The following is a 17112-nucleotide window of genomic DNA, read 5'->3' as shown; positions in this document are numbered from 1 at the left end:
GGGTCAGGCATAGCACAAGTTGTGAAGAGTACAATAGGGTAAGCTGAGCATCGAGTAGGTAAGCAGTTCATCCTTCTATTTTACCATTATCAGCAGCTGCTCAAGTATTTCTGCCGCGCTGCACTAGAAACCTCCTGAAAAACTGAAGCTGCCGTCAGCCGTGAGCTAAAAGCTCACGCTACTTGAGGTGCCGTCAGCCGTCAGCCATTCGCTACTTGAGGTGCTGACGTAAAAAAGATTAAACCAATGCTTACTTGTTGTCTTAATGCAGCGCGGTCTTGGGGGTTTCCCCCAAGACCGCGCTGCATCGCTTATTTAAAAACTGTTCGCGTGGCGTTGCTTAATAATGGAAGATTTTAAGAGTGAGGTGGAATGGGCATCAGGCGTGGAACTGGCATCTTGCCAGTTTCAATATCTTTTCGCGCGGGCAGGATGCCCACTCTACTCCTATTCATTCAAAGATTCAGCAACACCGTTCGCGTAGCCTGCACGTAGCCCATTAGCTGATAGCTTACCTAACTTGGGAACGCCTTTGGCGCAGCAGAGCCGAACGCATTATCCTCAGACAACTTTAGAAGTAGCTTGATGACTACACTTACATGGTCGTGAGTTAACCCTAGCAGGATTGAGAGTTGCCTCATAGTCATAACAATTGATTGCTTCTTCTGTTAGCGCCTTTGATGGATGCACTGTACACTTGAGGCGATAATCTCCAGTAAAAAAGGCGCAGCGACTACAGGGAATTTGATGTAATTGTCTCAAATGAGCGACACCATCTTGAAAGGTGACCCTAATCCGCCATAACGCTATTCCGATTAATGTCCAAGCAGCTATGCAGCACAGAAACGTTGCCAAATGTTGAATAACCTGAGAAAGAAGTATATCGAACATGGTTAACTATAGCCGTTTTGAATTTGGTGAGGTACAGAGTCCCTGGTTTTAGGGAACAGGGAACAGGAATCCCCCCTAACCCCCCTTAATAAGGGGGGAAGGGAACAGGGAAGTCAGAAGAGGGAACAGGGAAAAAATCTTGTGTACTTCATTAGGCTAGAAACCGCTACACTAACTAATAGGATTTCAATTTATGGATGCTACAGATTAGTGTAAGCATTCAGCATTCAGCATTCAGCATTCAGCATTCAGCATTCAGCCATTCCCGTAGCCTGGCCATAGCGCTAATCGCTGATAGCTGATAGCTGATAGCTTACCTAACTACTAATCGCTAATGGCTCAGGGACTGGTGATGATAGGGATTCCCAAAACCGGACGATTTGCCGTCCTACTCGATTGGGATGGAAATAGTGGCAAAAGTGACCCCCTTCGGGATATTCCCATAAGCGATCGCATTCTTTTAACCAAGATTTCCATCCTTGCAAAGCATTAGAATCAACAATAATGTCATCCTTGCAACCACATACCATTAATGGCACTTGCACCGCTTTTGGTGGTACAGTAACCCGTTTATATAGGGAATGAGGAGAGGGAGAATAAGCTAAATCCTGCTCTAGGATGGTTACTAAACCTTTAGTGATCTGGTGATTCTGATGACCAAAGATGCTTTTAACCATTTGGGTAAGCAACACTTGGCGAGTGCAGGGTAGAAGTTGGAACTGCACATAGTAGTGAGCTTGCCAGTCAACTGCGGGATTAACACCTACTGATAATAGAGTTAAAGACTTGACTTTTTCAGGATATTTACGGCTATACAGTAGTCCTACCAAACCGGCAGTGCTGTGGCCCACCAGATGGATAGGATGATCTGAGGTTTTGAGATAGTCATGAAGTAAGGTAAGGGCGATATCAAGAGAAGTTGGTTCATCTTGGTTTTGGCGATACTCCCACTGGCCAACTCGCTTTTGTTTAGATAAATAACGAATTAAAGGCTGATCAAAACGTAGAAAACTTGGACTAACATTCAACCAAAGGATTTCAGGCAAAGTAGACATATAGCAAAGGGAGTAGGGAGTAGGGAGTAGGCAGTAGGGAGTAGGGAGTAGGCATCAAAAATTCTCATAATTCCTACACGGATCCCTATAGCAATTTTCTAATCACTTCAATAAGGGTGAAGCATTTTTTTATCTGTTGGGAAGTCATTAATGTTGACCGTTAACGATCAACTTTCAGTGGTCAATAGTCAACGGTCAACGTAGCTAGCTTTATAAAAAAGAGACGGTTTTCAGGTGCGACCCGTGGCGAATTTAATTACGGGTCAAGCGCACCTCAGGTTTTTTCCTAATTGGAAAATAGCCAATTTAAATGCATAGCAGCTTACAATGGTTGTAAAAACTAAACTCCAAACTCTTGTTTGAGTTGGGTTACCCAAGTTTTTATCCGTTTTTCAGTCAGTTCAGACTGGTTATCGTCATCCAGGGCAAGACCAATAAACTTACCATTTTTGAGAGCTTTTGATTCATTAAATTCGTAACCCTCATTTGGCCACTGTCCTACGGTGCTACCCCCCAATTCGGAAATTTTGGCTTCTAGAATACCAATGGCATCCATAAAGTTATCGGGATAGCCCTCCTGGTCTCCAGTTCCAAAGTAGGCAACTTTCTTACCACTAAAGTTGATATTATCTAGCTCTTCAAAGTAGCCATCCCAGTCAGCTTGTAATTCCCCAATATCCCAAGTAGGACAGCCGATGATGATATTGTCGTACTTTTCAAAATCGCTATTTTCAGCCTCTTCTATTTTATGTATAGTGACGACACCATCACCGCCAAGTCCTTCTTGAATTTCTTCAGCTGCCGCCTCTGTTTTACCGGTTTGAGAGCCGACGAAAAGACCAATTTTTGACATTTTTATTTACTCCTGATTGATGTTGATTAGATGGTGTAATAGCAGCATGTTAATTTTATTAATTCCTGATTCAGATCCCCCTAAATCCCCCTTAATAAGGGGGACTTTTTAATCTAATTCCCCCTTATTAAGGAAAACTTTTTAATCTAATTCCCCCCTTTTTTAAGGGGGGCTAGGGGGGATCTATGTACAGAATTACAAAGATGACATGCTCCTTGGTGTAAGGATTGCTCGCTCAGCGATCAGCTATTTTTAATCAGCTTTTAGTTAAAGGGAAAGTACTCTTTAACTCAATCCCTAAGTTTTATTTGATTAAAAATCTTGCTGAGTGCTGATCGCTGTTCGCGCAGCGTGCGCGTAGCGCATATACCTACTAGATAGATGGTTGAAAAACTAAGTAGTATGCTTGCTGTGCTTAGTGGTTACCGAGGTAGTACAGAAGCAACGTTTTCGAGATCTGTACACGCTACTCAGTCAGTATCCTTTCCTCCAGCATTGGCATCCATTGCCGACAGTGGCAGCAATACCAGTAAATGCCAGTCGCACGTGGAAACATCCATCTTTATCAAAGCCCTCTAGGTCATTTCCAATCTATCAATAAATTTTATCAATAAATTGAGACCAAAAGGAGGGATTATTGTCTGTTGCCATAGTTTCGGTCAAGGTTGGACTTAACCTGGCTGTCACTATCGGACGGATGAACCGTTAGTTATATCTAAGCTAGGGAAAAGAGATAATGGGGTTAGGGTTGACATCGCTTCCTAGCCCCAGACAGCTCCTGTTTTAAGAAGCGTATAGAATGCTCCATTAATTACTATAGCATTTGTTGAGACTTCTTAGCAACTAATTTAACCCATCATTCCCTGAATCATACTGAAGTTATTGACCAGCAGATAGGCAAAAATCGCTCCTCCAGCGCCACCAACTAGAAAAGCTCCAGCAAACTGACTCCATCCGTCAGCAGTTTGGATAGTTTCTGGTACCTCAGGTACCCTAGTAACGAATGTGGGTCGAGGTACAGTTTGCAGCTCTTTCTTAAAGGTGACTGTACCGTAGATTGATAGGCCGATGGTCGCGATTACAATCAGAGCAATGGCTGCTGTAACACCAGCTAAGTTTGCCATCTGTGAATCCCGCAACGGTCCTAATTTGGCAAACGGACCAAAGATAAAATACCCATGAGCCATGCCAATTTCTAGACCCCTGGACAGGGGAGAAAGACCGGGACGGTAAATAGGTAGGTTTTTGAGGAAGTTAAGGCTAATATCTGAGGAGTTAAGTGGGGTTGCCAAGTCACCAACTTGGGGATTACTCCGAGGGCTAATCAGCTCACCTTTTTTGAAGTCAAAACCAGCTTCTGCTCCTCGCGCCCGGATAGCATGCCAGATATGACCGAAAAGAAACAACACGGCAAAGACAAAGTGGAATGCTGCCAACCAACCGCGAGCAGATACGATGCCATCACTGGATTCTAAAGTCCCTACTGGACCATAGAACACTTCCGGATAAACTGTGTCATTGACCATGACAAAGTAGGCGGCCAAAATTCCCATGTAGGCGATCGCTCCTAAGCTATAGGAGAGATAAGCTTCCCCGGAATAAACCAAAACCTCACGTGCCCAGTTAAACGGCTTAGTCAAGATATGCCAGAAACCACCACCAATGCAGATCAAACCCATCCAGATGTGACCGCCAACCACATCTTGTAAATTATTCACTGCTGCCATGCCTTCTGAACCGGATGCACCAACTAAGTAGCCAAAAATTTTGACAGGGCTAAGGGTGGGATCGGTAATCACTCGTACATTGCCACCGCCACTCGCCCAGGGGTCAAATAGTCCACCCCAAAACATGGCTTTAGCTACCAACAACCAAGCACCAACCCCCAAAAGGATTAGGTGAATCCCGATAATGGTGGTCATCTTGTCGGAGTCTTCCCAGTCATAACCAAAGAAACCAACAAAGGTGCCATCTTTGGTTAATTTATCTGGGGTAAGCAGGGAATGGTAAAGTCCTCCAGCTCCGAGCACTGCTGAGGAAATCAAATGCAAGACCCCAACCACAAAATAGGGATAGGTGTCGATAATTTGACCACCAGACCCAACACCTAAACCTAACGAAGCCAGGTGGGGCAACAAGATTAATCCCTGGTCATACATCGGCACGTCAGGGTTGTAGCGAGATAGTTCAAACAGGGTCATTGCTCCCGCCCACAGGACTATCAAACCAGCATGGGCAATATGAGCGCCTAGCAACTTACCGGATAATTCAATAAAACGAGCATTACCAGCCCACCAGCCGACTTTTGAGATTTGGCCTTGGTTGGGACTATCAGCAATTACTGCTGTCATTGATGTACCTCTTTGAGAATTATTTGCATTTTGATTTGGTCAATAAAGTGCTATTATATACACACTTTATTAGAATTAATTGCATTAAGCTGAATTTAGGTAGTAGCTTCTGAAGCTACTACCTTACCCCGGCGAAAATCAAAGCCAGCTGCTCGCAAAGCATGCCAAATATGCCCTTGGAGGAAGAAAAACCCAAGGAAGAAGTGAGCATTAGCTAACCAACTCCGGCAAGAAAGGGAGCTAGAGTTAAGATCGGCAAAGTAGGGGAAAACACCCAGTTTAATTGATAAGGCAGGTCCATAGAAGACTTCTGGGTAGACTACGGTGTTAACAGCGCAGAAGTACGCGGCGATAAATCCCATCAGCGCCAAAGCGCCCAAGCTGTAGGAAAGATAGGCTTCTCCAGACCAAATAAAAAGACCCCGCGTCCACTCAGATGGCTGAGTCTTGATGTGCCAAAAGCCACCGCCAATACACAGTAGACCAACCCAAATATGACCACCAACTACATCCTCTAGGTTACTCACTCCAGCAATCCAGTTCTTGCCCACAGTACCAAACAGATAGCCGAAAATCACTGCTGGATTCAGGGTAGGGTTGTTAATGACTCGCACATTCTCCACTGCTGGATCGTACAACCCCCCAAAAGCCATAGCTTTAGCCACCAGTAGGAAAGCTCCAAATCCCAGTAGAATCAGGTGAATGCCAATGATAGTGGTCATTTTGTCCCCATCTGCCCAGCTATACCCAAAGAAGCCAGAGCTTTCTTCCAAAGTTTCCGGACCTCGGAGGGCGTGGAAGATACCACCAAAGCCGAGAAATGCTGAAGAGATCAGGTGCAAAACACCAATCACAAAGTAGGGGTAAGTATCAACTATAGCTCCCCCAGCTCCAACGCCCCAGCCTTGAGCTGCTAAGTGGGGCAGCAGGATTAAGCCTTGTTCGTACATGGGTTTGGCAGGATTGAAGCAGGATAGTTCAAACAGGGTTATTGCTCCAGCCCAGAAGACGATTAGACCAGCATGGGCAACATGAGCCCCCAATAATTTCCCGGATAACTCCGTGAGGCGAGCGTTACCTGCCCACCAACCATACTCTCCCTCTACTAATCGGGAACTCTCAGCAATGTTTGCCACTATACTACACCTCCTAGGATTTTATTGCAAAATATATTCAATAGTTACTTGGAATAGCTTACACTACTGCTTAAGGAAAATGAAACCTATTTTTATTAAGAATCATGACAATTCGCAGATTTGGTAAGGGATCACAGCAATCGTTAGTCACTCAGAACCCTGTCACCACTAGGTTCAAGCCATCTGTTCATCTCTTTAAGCGCCATGACTTGATTGCTCTAGAACCCGATCAACTATGGGTAGTTCAACAGGGTGTGGTTAAAACCTTGACCTGGAATGACGAAGGAACAGTAATTACATTAGGATATTGGGGAGTTGGGGATGTAGTGGGGAAATCTTTGTCTAACTTGCAAACTTACGAGATCGAGTGTTTGACTAGGGTTAAAGCGCAATGTCTGTCTTTGTCTCAGTCTTACCGCTTATCCGAGGCTATTGTTTGCCATCTGCGACAGACAGAAGAGTTGCTGTGTATCATTAGAACACCAAGAGTCTCTCAGCGTTTGCAACAGTTTTTGAGTTGGTTAGCCCGGAAGTTCGGTCGTCCCGTCTGTAGTGGGCAACTTATTGATATACCAGTGACCCATCAAGAACTAGCTGAGATGATTGGCACCACACGAGTAACCATCACCAGGCTGATCAAGCAGTTTGAGGAAGAAGGGATAATCAGTCGTCCTCGTCGATACTGTATTGTGTTGCGCGATTGTTCTGAAATATAAATGAAAATGCTATCAATGGCGCTAGATTCAGCATACCTGGAAAGAGTACCGCTAGCGCCATCGACGTGATTAAGTTACGGGCTGATGGTGGGGAGGAAATTATGCGTTGCTTAATAATAGAATGATTTTAATAGTTTTGTGGAATGGGCATCTTGGTGGAACGGGCATCTTGGTGGAACGGGCATCTTGCCCGTTATCAATAATTTCGGGCGGGCAGGATGCCCACCCCACTCATATTAATTCGAAGATTCAGCAATGCCCGAAATTATGCGATCGCAACGTAGCCTGATAATTGCTTAATCCGCTCCATCCAAGACATCACATTGGGGTAAGCATCTAGAGAAATCTTAGCGTCTGGTGAGAGACTAACATAGGGGAAGCAAGCAATATCAGCAATTGTGCGGTGACCTAGTTCCAGCCATTCCCGATCACTGAGGTGGTTGTCGAGCAGTGTCAGGATAGTTTCCGACTTTTGTGTTGCTACCTCGATGTTAACGGTTTGTACATTAAACTTGTAATAAAGTCTAGCAAACTCTGGACCCTGGCGAATCTCTCCTGCAGTTGTAGATAGCCAGCGCATCACTCGACTCATGGCTTCAGGCTCCAAAGGCAGCCAGTCTTCGCTACCATAGCGCCGTGCTAGATATACTAAAATACCTTGGGCATCCTGAAAGATTAAATCTCCATCGGTGAGAACTGGCACTTGTCCAAAGGAATTCAATTCCAGAAACTCTGGAGATTTGTGTTGACCATTGTCCAGGTCAACCCAGACAGTCTCATGTTCTAACCCAAGTAGTGAAAGCATTAGCCGCACTTTGTAGCAATTGCCAGATAGCTGGTAATCATAAAGTTTGATCATAATTGTATTCTCCTGATTTTTGCCTGATTTTTGTCAGTATTCAGCCGTCAGCTTTAATTGTGCCGGATTTATTAGCCTGCTGATTACCCTGCGTAGCTATGCTTTGCTGGTGTAGCCAAACCCTTAACGGTTTGGGGATAGTTTTTAACCACCGGGATGCTCCCCTTATGCACCGCATTTAAAGCCTTAACTCCTTCTTCTTGAGCAACCACACAACTAATTTTAGTGTCCGAACTTGTAATCATCTGAATAGTTATTTGCTGTTGTGCTAATGCCTCAAAAAACTGAGCCACAACCCCTGGTTGTGCCACCATACCACCCCCAACTAGACTAACTTTAGCGATTTCTGTATCCACTAGAATTTCCCCACAACCAATACTTAGTGCTAACGCTTTTAAAGCCATGGATGCTGCTTCAGCATCAGCTTGAGCCACCGTAAACGCAATATCACAGCTGGGGATATCATTAAAGCTATGACAGCGTTGAGACTGAATAATCATATCAACACTAATATTTTCTTGTGCCAGTCGTCCAAAGACTTTTGCTGCCATTCCCGCTTGATCTCTGACATGGCGAATTGTGATACAAGCTTGGTTGAGATCAACCACAGCACCGCATACTGGGGATGGGCTTGAACCGGTAGAAAACTCCTGAATTGAATCAGCTCCGAGCACTACAGAACGATCAATTTCAAAAGCCTGACACAAAGCAGCAACAGCGCGATCGCATACCTCAGCATTAATCACACAGGTGATCTTCAACTCAGAGGTAGAAATCATCTCAATATTAACTCCCGCCTCTGCTAGAGTAGAAAACATTTTAGCTGCAACCCCAGGACGTCCAATCATACCAGTTCCAGTAATTGCCACTGTTGCCATATTCTGCTCTACCATCATTTCTACCTCTTGTGACCCTTGCCAAGGATCCCTGTATAAAGCAGAAGTAATCAACTCTTTGAGTTTAGTTTCACTTGCTGCAGCTCCTAAAGTCTCACCTTGTTCAAAACCTCTGTTCACTACGGTCAACGCAATATCTTTACCATCGTCCTCCTGAATTGACTGAATCATCAGATTAACATCGAGATTGTCACGAGCAATTTCATCAAATAACCCTGCCGCTACCCCTAAACGATCCCGCCCTTGCCATCGGGCTACTTTTACTTGATTTGTCTCCAATTCCACTCCATATACTGCCTTGTTAATTTCCAACCCTTTCAGAGAACGAGGTTTAGGCATCGGAGAAATTATCCTAGTTCCTGGTGCATTGTTCCAGCTTGAACGTACAACCAAAGGTACCCCATAATTACGAGCAATCTCTACCGCCCTAGGATGTAGCACCTTTGCCCCTAAACTCGCTAACTCTAGCATTTCATCACAAGTAATTTCTGGGATTAATTGTGCCTCTGGTACAATCCGAGGATCAGTTGTAAAAATGCCTGGAACATCAGTATAAATTTCGCACAAATTTGCTTTTAAGGCAGCCCCTAACGCCACAGCTGATATATCTGAACCGCCACGTCCTAGAGTAGTAATTTCAAAGTTATCACCACTGGTCATACCCTGAAATCCAGCTACAACTACCACAGTTCCTTGATTAAGATAGTGCTGAATTCGCTTTGGCTGAATTTCCAAAATTCTGGCACGACCGTGTTCAGCATCAGTAATAATTTCTACTTGTGCCCCAGTTAAAGAAATAGCCGGTTGTCCCAATTCCTGCAATGCCATACTCAGCAAAGCAATTGATACTTGTTCTCCAGTAGATAGAAGCATATCCATCTCCCGAGCACTGGGATTAGTGGAGATTGCCTTCGATAAACCGAGCAAATCATCAGTGGTTTTCCCCATCGCCGAAACCACTAGCACCACATTATTATTATTTTGGACTGTTTGCTTCACCCGCTGGGCAACTGCTTTAAGTCTTTCAACTGATCCAACCGACGTACCACCATACTTTTGGATGATTAGCATGATATAGCCTCAAATAAAGTATTAATTTTAAATTGATTTAAATAAAAAATATTTTATTTTTTATTGCTTTAGTAATGGCTAATATAAGGATTTACTAGGAAAATAGTATTACTATAAACAAGTAACAGTAAACTTCGGACAAGGGAACAGTATGAAAGAGCTATTGAGCCCTATAATAACCTGAGTTCGATGACCCTTCCCTGTTCCGAAGTTCCCTGTTAACTATGGCGGTTTGCATAACTATTAGGTACACAGGATTGTTTTCCCTGTTCCCTGTTCCCTGTTCCCTGTTCCCTAAAAACCCAGAACTTTGTACCTAACAGCAATTGCAAACCGCCTTATTACATCTCAAGCAGCGCTATATCATTCTCTTTGTTGAGCTGAATCAACTCAGCTACACCATCCCATAGAGCATAGCGTGCTTTGAGAGCATTCTCAGCAGAGTTGAAAGCTTGCTCCCACTTTACAGGATCATCACCACAAAGATTTTTTAAGAGTTTTTTCCCCATCGGAACATGTTGATCCTCATCCAGAAAATTATGCCTGTCTAGATAGAGACGCAAAGAATCCCAAGTAAATCCATAAAGACTATCTAAAGTAGCAATAACCTGTCTGAACATAGCAGGAATGATATCTTCTCGACCTAGTAGAAAAGCTGCAGCTACTTCATGGGTTGACTTAGTAGTCGTTTCCAACGTGAATTTAACAAACGTTTTGGTTAATTCAGGTATCGAAATAGAGGCTAGAGTTTGGTCAGCTGGAATACCTTTGCGAAGAGAAGAGATAAACGTTTTAATTGGATTAGTATCAGCCCCAATCTCTGTCATCGCCACCATATAGAGATCATAGTGACTGATGTAATTTCCTGGTGAGACTTCATCAGTCTCTTCAGCTAAAACAATCTCATTGACCATCCTGGCAGAATTAATATCTGTCGGTGGCACCCAAGGCACATCCAAGCAAGTGACTCGGTGTTGAAGAGTCTTAATCAGAGACATAAAATCCCAAACAGCAAACACGTGAGACTCCATAAATATTTGTAGAGATACCAAGTCATTTAACTGTTGGTAAAGGGGGTGATTGATCAGAGCCATACGGCTTGGTTTAAGTTGTTCTTCCAGCTGAGTGTAATAGTCGAAATTCTTATAATTTTGCATTTCGATAATCTTCATGATTGGTCTCCTTAATAACCTATAGAGTTTTTTAATTGGGTGAGGCACATGTTTTTAGGGAGTAGGGAACAGGGAGTAGGGAACAGGGAACAGGGAACAGGGAACAGGGAACAGGGAACAGGGAGCAGGTAAAAAACACTCTGTACCTCATTAGGCTATAAACCGCTATATTAATCCCAATTAACAATTACCAATTACCAAATTAGTTGGCAATTTTCGCTCTAAGTCGTTCGCTTTTAGCGGAAGCTGAGGCCTTGGCCTTTCGGCCACGCTACGCGAATGGCCACGCTTTGCGTTCGCGTAGCGTCGGCTTTGCCGAAACGCTTCATCGCGTAGCGTGACCTACGGTCAATCAGATAGGGTTCCGTGTAGGAATTGTGATAATTTTCTTCCCTACTCCCTACTCCCTACTCCCTACTCCCTATTCCCTTTGCTAGATAATACCAACATAGTTTCTAGCAAAATCCCTAGCAAATGTTGCCGATGTAGACAATTGCTTCAATTTCGATTCACTCAACTTATTGAAGAAACGAACATTGTCTACATCCTTGTCTTCAGACTTATGGAGCATATGCAACATCGAACAAGAGAATTCTTGAGCACGCCAAATATAGGGCAAACGAATTTCTGAGTAGCGTTTCAGGTAAGAAATATCCCGTTTTTCCTGATAGTAACTTACCAATACTTCTCCCAGAACACCCGCATCCTGTACCGCCAGATTTAAACCTTTACCGCCACAAGGTGTAATAATGTGACCCGCATCACCAGCTATCAATAACCGTTGGTACTGTAACGGCTCCATAACATAACTGCGCATGGATAAAATCCGCTTGTCAAAGATTTCCCCTTCTTTCAAAGTCCATTCCTTTTTGGCCAGACGCTTGGCCAAGGTACTCCAGATCCGTTGATCAGGCCAATTTTTAACCTCATCATGGAGTGGAACTTGTAAGTAATAACGAGAAATCTTGGCATTGCGCGGCATGTGAGCTCCAAAGCCATCATGATGCAAGCCATAGATCACATGTGTTGCAGAAGGTGGTGCGTAAGCTAAAACTGCCAGCCAGCCGTAGGGATGCTGTTTTGTGTAGATGTCTACCGCTCCGTCTGGAATTGATTGGCGCGAGATTCCATGATAGCCATCACACCCTGCTACAAAATCAGCATGAATCGTGATCGTGGTGTCACCATCTTTATCGTAACACTCAACAATGACGCCGTCATCGGTTTGAGTAATTTTTTTCCCTTCATGGCGTAACAGTAACTTTCCACCTGCATCCAGATATCTTTGGATCAGATCGTCATTTAGATTGCTTTGGGGATAAATGTAATGGACATCGCCATCAGCTAACTTTCCGTAATCAAAGACAACGCTGTAATCAGGGTAACGAAATTCACAGGTATCATGGGTATAGCCATTTTGGAGAATTGTATCCGCTAGACCATGTTTTTTGAGTAGGTCAACTGTGGTGCTTTCCAGCACACCGGCCCGCGCCTTCGTATATATTTCTTCGCGGTTGTATCTATCCGCAATGATACAATCAATTCCATTTTGTAGCAGGATATTACCAACTACAATCCCAGCTGGACCTGAACCTAAAATACAAACTGATGTTTTCAATGCTGTACTATTAGTCATGGTTTAAGCTACCTCTTTAGTTAGATTTGAATAACAAGAAAGCACATTTTATTGACAAACAGCCTCTGTAAGCAGTCAGCAGTCAGCAGTCAGCGGTCAGCGGTCAGCTTAAAATAAACTTATTTGGCCTTTTGCTGATAGCTGATAGCTAATAGCTGATAGCTGATAGCTGATAGCTGATAGCTGATAGCTGATAGCTGTTCGCGTAGCGTGCGCGTAGCGCTTAAGCTGATAGCTAATAGCTGATAGCTGATAGCTGATAGCTGATAGCTGATAGCTGATAGCTGATAGCTGATCAGCGTCTAATAGGTACCTGGAATCATTTTTGTAGTAATAGCAATACGATTCCAACCATTGATCGTGACAATAGCCATCAAAAGTTTAGCTATTTCAGTTTCCGAAAAATAGCGACTTACCTCTTCATAAACTGAATTCGGTACCTGATTCTCTGAAATCAGCGTCACTGCTTCAGTTAGCTCTAATACAGCTCGCTCTTCTGGGCTAAAAAATGGCGCTTCTTGCCAAGCATTTAGGGCATATATCCGTTGTTCTGTTTCTCCATTACTTCTGGCTTCTTTTGTATGCATATCGATACAAAAAGCACATTGATTAAGTTGAGAAGCACGGATTTTTATTAACTTTCTCAGTGTTTTATCTAAGCCACTTTTATTCACATAATTTTCCAAGGAATTCATGGCTATATAAGCTGCTGGTTCAACTTTCTTTAGTTCCAATCTTGTTTCCATTTAAATACCTCAATTGGTTTGTAAAATTACAAACTTGACTTTTTACGTTTGACGTGATCACCACGTTCCTACTGCTTTCTCAAGCTCAGCACGGGCATTGGCCAAAGATTGCTGACGGGCTTCTTCCCCTAAATCTAGTTTCTCGGCATGAATAAACGTGATATCTGTAATGCCAAGTACTCCAAATATAGCCCGTAAAAAAGGTTCCTGATAATCGTAATCAGCAATAGGGCTTCCTGGAGAGAAAGTACCGGCACGAGCTGTAAAAATTAGCATTTTCTTTCCCTTAGGAACTAAGCCCCGATATTGACCAGGTTCGTCAAAGGTAAAGGTGCGATTAAATCGAAAAATTTGATCGATATATGCTTTGAAGGTAGATGGAACATTGAAGTTGTACATGGGAATGCCAAAAACATAGCGATCGGCTGCTAAAAATTCATCCACCAAAGTATCTGATACTTTAATTGCCTCTACTAATTCAGTAGTGCGTTTTTCTGGAGGACAAAATGCTGCAGCAATCCACTTTTCATCAACATGGGGCACAGGATTATGACCTAAATCTCGATAGCTGACGGTGTCGTCTGGATAGAAAGACTTCCAAGTTTGAATAAACCGATTAGACAATTGCCGAGAAATAGAGCGATCGCCACGGGGACTAGCATCAATGTGAAGAATATGGGTCATAATTAAGTTGAAGGTTGAAGGTGGTTTGGTTGAAGGTTGAAGGTGGTTTGGTTGAAGGTTGAAGGTGGTTTGGTTGAAGGTTGAAGGTGGTTTGGTTGAAGGTTGTTTGGTGGTTTGGTTGAAGGTTGAAGGTGGTTTGGTTGAAGGTTGAAGGTTTTTTGGTTGAAGGTTGTTTGGTGGTTTGGTTGAAGGTTGTTTGGTGGTTTGGTTGAAGGTTGTTTGGTGGTTTGGTTGAAGGTTGTTTGGTGGTTTGGTTGAAGGTTGTTTGGTGGTTTGGTTGAAGGTTCAGAATATAACCTTTAACCTGGTAACCTGTAAACTCTAACCTGTAACCTGATAACCTGTAACCTGCTAACCTTAAACCTGCTAACCTTCAACCTGCTAACCTTCAACCTGCTAACCTGCTAACCTTCAACCTGCTAACCTTCAACCTGCTAACCTGCTAACCTGCTAACCTGCTAACCTTCAACCTGCTAACCTGCTAACTTGATCGCCTGCTAACCTGTAATTGGATTATTTGATGCCTACTGCCATTGAGTAAGCTCCTACAAGAGGTTTAGTGTAAGTGTCTTTGAATCCTACTTTGTCCATCCAAGCACAGCAGTCTGCTCCTGTGTAGTCGAAACCCCCAAAGGTCTCGATCAGCATATTTAGGCTCATCAGTAACCCAAACTTGTTCTGGCAGCGCTCATCGTCGATTAGTGCGTCGTAAACAATCAATGCACCACCGGTCGGGAGTGCTTCGTAGGCTTTGGCAATTAACAGGTGCTTTTCTTCTAGATTCCAGTCATGCAGGATGTGTCCCATTACCAAAACATCAGCACTAGGCAGCATATCCTGGAAAAAGTCACCACCATGAAAGTTTAATCGCTGGCTAAGTCCTCTGGAAGCAACATATTCCTCGTAAATTGGGCGAACCACTGGCAAGTCGAACCCACCTCCACGTAAATGGTCGTGACTTAGGGCAACGGTTACTGGTAACTGCCCTTGAGCCGTACCGATATCGATAAAGGTCTGAAACTTCTCCCAGGGAAATTTATCAGCGATCGCTTTAGCTACTCCCATACTGACCCCAGACATTGCTTCCAGAAAGAGTTTTAGGCGGGCAGGGTCCCTGTAAAGGGTGCCGAAGAAGTCTTCTCCATTTTTGGCTTCATTCTGGGGTTGACCGCTCTGTAACCCTTCTGTTAATGAACCCCAAAATCCATAGAGACGGCTGTTGCACATTTCTAGACAACCACCGATATAGGAAGGCTTGGAGCGGTCAAGAAACAAATCACTTTCAGGGGTGTTACTGTAACGGTGATTAGAACGGTCTAACACGTTTAAGGCAACCAGTGCATCCAAAAAATCTCGCGCGCTACGGGGATGAAGTCCTAGTTTTTCAGTCAATTCAGCAGCAGTCATAGAACTCTGAGCCAGTTCAGTAAATACTCCCAGTTCCACTGCACTTAAGAATGTCTTAGATGCCGAAAAAGCCAACCCTAATTCTAATAGTTTGTCCGGTCCCAACTGTTTATTAATCGCTTCCATTGACTAGTCTCCTTCTAGTTTACTTGAGTTAAAAATGTTCAGTGAAGTATAAAAAATCTAAGACCTAACTGGAACTTTAGTTGGCTGTGGATAAGCAAAATCATGAAGCCCTTTACTCTCTAAGTTATGCTCAGCACAAATTAGGATATCCTGATATTGCTCGCGAAGCTTCCTTTTCAATACTTTTCCTGTTGATCCTACAGGAAGATTACTGACGATTTCTAAGAAATACAAGGATTCAAACTTGTTATCCAATAGTTGCTTATTGATAGCAGTAATCAGAGCTGATGCTGTAATATTTACTGGCGCTTTCAGCTTTATAAAAGCTACCAAACCATCCAAGCCTTTTTCCTTAGGAACACCAATTATTGTACAATCAGCAACAGCTGAGTTGTTCTTCAAAATTAATTCTTCGATGGGTAAGGTATTGACTAAGCCGCTAGCGCACTGAATCGCATCAACCGCACGATCCACGTGAAAAAATTTATTATCCTGATCATAATAAGCCAAATCCCCACTAATCCAGTACCCTTGTTTATAACTTTTGAGGGTGCGGTTAGAATCATTCCAATAGCCTGGTGTAATAGTTGGAGATTTAATACCGAGGAAACCTACCTGATAGGGTGGCAGTAGATTTCCCTCCTCATCTAATACTACAGCTTTTACAAAACTGCGTGGTTTACCCATATATCGATTATACAAGCTTGTCTGGCGACTAGAGACTTTATTAAACAAAGCCATGCCGAGTTCTGAAGCACCCAAACCATCAATAAAGACTGATTTAGAATTCCCAGCATTTACCAGAGTCCTGATATGAGCTTCATGGGCAGCATCTCCTGTATTAATCCACATTTTTACAGAACTCAATTGGTCTTTTTCTAAAGCCTGGGAAGCCATGTCGGCATAGGTTTGTGGAAAAGCTGCTACTATAGTCGCTTTAAGTTCTTCAGCTTGAGTAATAGCATTATTCCCAGATAAATCTGACAAAACCATAGTGGGTAACCCCAGTAAGGTTACTGTCATAAAGTAGCTAATTCCCGCCGAATGTGAACTAGGTAAAGCAAACAAAAACTTATCGGATTGACTAGCTGGAAAATTTAGCAGCCGAATTCGTTTGCCAAAGAAAAACTGTTGATGCCCAAATATCACTGGCTTAGGCTTTCCAGTAGTACCAGAGGAATGACAGATCATAATTGGATGAGAATCTGTAGGAGAATATGGATACCACTGGGGAAGCTCTATCTCTGAGCTCTGAACAGCTGTATTGTTGACATCTGTGGCAATAAACTTTAATGAGTCATTAGTTTTGACGTAGCCACTAATAGTATCCAGGTGCTTCTGATCAGAATATAAACCAATGGCACCAACACGCCTGATAAAGTCAGCAGCAATATCAGGATCCATACGACCGTTTACCAAAACTGGAATAGCACCGAGGTTGTTTAGTGCTAAGTAATGGATAAAGTAACCGATTCCAAGATCGGAAGAGAACACGTATGAAATCCAGGTCAAA

17 protein-coding genes are annotated in these 17112 nt (G+C 43.4%); 3 read left to right on the top strand and 14 right to left on the bottom strand.

Annotated features, from left to right (window positions below; translation table 11 throughout):
* Window positions 1-561: 561 nt before the first annotated feature.
* The 3 genes from F6K46_RS31770 to fldA all read right to left on the bottom strand — a co-directional run bounded on the left by F6K46_RS31770 (window position 562) and on the right by fldA (window position 2799).
* The gene (locus F6K46_RS31770) at window positions 562-891 is read right to left on the bottom strand and encodes a hypothetical protein (protein WP_293059320.1); all 330 of its coding nucleotides are present in this window, start codon (window positions 889-891) and stop codon (window positions 562-564) included.
* A gap of 317 nt (window positions 892-1208) precedes the next feature.
* Window positions 1209-1946, bottom strand: a complete 738-nt coding sequence (locus tag F6K46_RS31765) for an alpha/beta hydrolase (protein ID WP_293059323.1) — start codon at window positions 1944-1946, stop codon at window positions 1209-1211.
* A 340-nt stretch (window positions 1947-2286) separates the two neighbouring features.
* Window positions 2287-2799, bottom strand: coding sequence for a flavodoxin FldA (gene fldA, locus F6K46_RS31760; RefSeq protein WP_293059326.1), 513 nt, complete (start codon window positions 2797-2799; stop codon window positions 2287-2289).
* Window positions 2800-3180: 381 nt separating this feature from the next.
* Here fldA and F6K46_RS31755 point away from each other — a divergent pair, with 381 nt between their 5' ends.
* Window positions 3181-3378 (top strand): hypothetical protein, encoded by a 198-nt coding sequence (locus tag F6K46_RS31755; protein WP_293059329.1) that lies wholly within the window; start codon window positions 3181-3183, stop codon window positions 3376-3378.
* Between the two features lie 269 nt (window positions 3379-3647).
* Here the strand turns inward: F6K46_RS31755 and F6K46_RS31750 are convergent, their stop codons facing one another.
* Complete coding sequence (locus tag F6K46_RS31750) at window positions 3648-5150, bottom strand: chlorophyll a/b binding light-harvesting protein (RefSeq protein WP_293059332.1); 1503 nt, start codon at window positions 5148-5150, stop codon at window positions 3648-3650.
* Window positions 5151-5245: 95 nt separating this feature from the next.
* Window positions 5246-6286, bottom strand: coding sequence for a chlorophyll a/b binding light-harvesting protein (locus tag F6K46_RS31745; RefSeq protein WP_293059335.1), 1041 nt, complete (start codon window positions 6284-6286; stop codon window positions 5246-5248).
* A gap of 104 nt (window positions 6287-6390) precedes the next feature.
* Here F6K46_RS31745 and F6K46_RS31740 point away from each other — a divergent pair, with 104 nt between their 5' ends.
* Window positions 6391-7002: a Crp/Fnr family transcriptional regulator gene (locus tag F6K46_RS31740; protein ID WP_293022562.1), complete on the top strand. Its 612-nt coding sequence runs from the start codon at window positions 6391-6393 to the stop codon at window positions 7000-7002.
* 265 nt (window positions 7003-7267) lie between these two features.
* On the opposite strand, the gene F6K46_RS31735 is transcribed toward F6K46_RS31740, so the two are convergent.
* The 3 genes from F6K46_RS31735 to F6K46_RS31725 all read right to left on the bottom strand — a co-directional run bounded on the left by F6K46_RS31735 (window position 7268) and on the right by F6K46_RS31725 (window position 11000).
* Complete coding sequence (locus F6K46_RS31735; RefSeq protein WP_293059338.1) at window positions 7268-7861, bottom strand: glutathione S-transferase family protein; 594 nt, start codon at window positions 7859-7861, stop codon at window positions 7268-7270.
* Window positions 7862-7944: 83 nt separating this feature from the next.
* Complete coding sequence (locus tag F6K46_RS31730; protein ID WP_293059341.1) at window positions 7945-9828, bottom strand: aspartate kinase; 1884 nt, start codon at window positions 9826-9828, stop codon at window positions 7945-7947.
* 341 nt (window positions 9829-10169) lie between these two features.
* Window positions 10170-11000, bottom strand: coding sequence for a DUF3050 domain-containing protein (locus F6K46_RS31725; protein ID WP_293059344.1), 831 nt, complete (start codon window positions 10998-11000; stop codon window positions 10170-10172).
* Between the two features lie 206 nt (window positions 11001-11206).
* On the opposite strand from F6K46_RS31725, the gene F6K46_RS31720 reads away from it, so the two are divergent.
* Window positions 11207-11341, top strand: coding sequence for a hypothetical protein (locus F6K46_RS31720; RefSeq protein ID WP_293059347.1), 135 nt, complete (start codon window positions 11207-11209; stop codon window positions 11339-11341).
* 92 nt (window positions 11342-11433) lie between these two features.
* Here F6K46_RS31720 and F6K46_RS31715 read toward each other — a convergent pair whose 3' ends face one another.
* From F6K46_RS31715 to F6K46_RS31690, 6 genes are all read right to left on the bottom strand, one after another.
* Window positions 11434-12636, bottom strand: coding sequence for a 4-hydroxybenzoate 3-monooxygenase (locus F6K46_RS31715; protein WP_293059350.1), 1203 nt, complete (start codon window positions 12634-12636; stop codon window positions 11434-11436).
* A gap of 108 nt (window positions 12637-12744) precedes the next feature.
* Window positions 12745-12987, bottom strand: coding sequence for a hypothetical protein (locus F6K46_RS31710; RefSeq protein WP_293059446.1), 243 nt, complete (start codon window positions 12985-12987; stop codon window positions 12745-12747).
* Window positions 12939-13382 carry a carboxymuconolactone decarboxylase family protein gene (locus F6K46_RS31705; protein WP_293041141.1) on the bottom strand — a complete coding sequence of 148 codons (444 nt, stop codon included), beginning with the start codon at window positions 13380-13382 and terminating at the stop codon, window positions 12939-12941. The genes F6K46_RS31710 and F6K46_RS31705 overlap by 49 nt, the downstream gene beginning before the upstream one ends.
* 57 nt (window positions 13383-13439) lie before the next feature.
* Window positions 13440-14066: an FMN-dependent NADH-azoreductase gene (locus tag F6K46_RS31700; protein ID WP_293041139.1), complete on the bottom strand. Its 627-nt coding sequence runs from the start codon at window positions 14064-14066 to the stop codon at window positions 13440-13442.
* Between the two features lie 513 nt (window positions 14067-14579).
* Window positions 14580-15599 (bottom strand): methyltransferase, encoded by a 1020-nt coding sequence (locus tag F6K46_RS31695; protein ID WP_293059353.1) that lies wholly within the window; start codon window positions 15597-15599, stop codon window positions 14580-14582.
* 57 nt (window positions 15600-15656) lie between these two features.
* The coding region (locus F6K46_RS31690) for a class I adenylate-forming enzyme family protein (protein WP_293117714.1) at window positions 15657-17112 on the bottom strand (1456 nt) is incomplete at its 5' end.

The sequence above is a fragment of the Moorena sp. SIO3E8 genome, assembly GCF_010692445.1.
GTDB lineage: Bacteria > Cyanobacteriota > Cyanobacteriia > Cyanobacteriales > Coleofasciculaceae > Moorena > Moorena bouillonii.
Note: the sequence above shows the minus strand (reverse complement) of the source record. Positions and strands in the feature narration are given on the sequence as shown.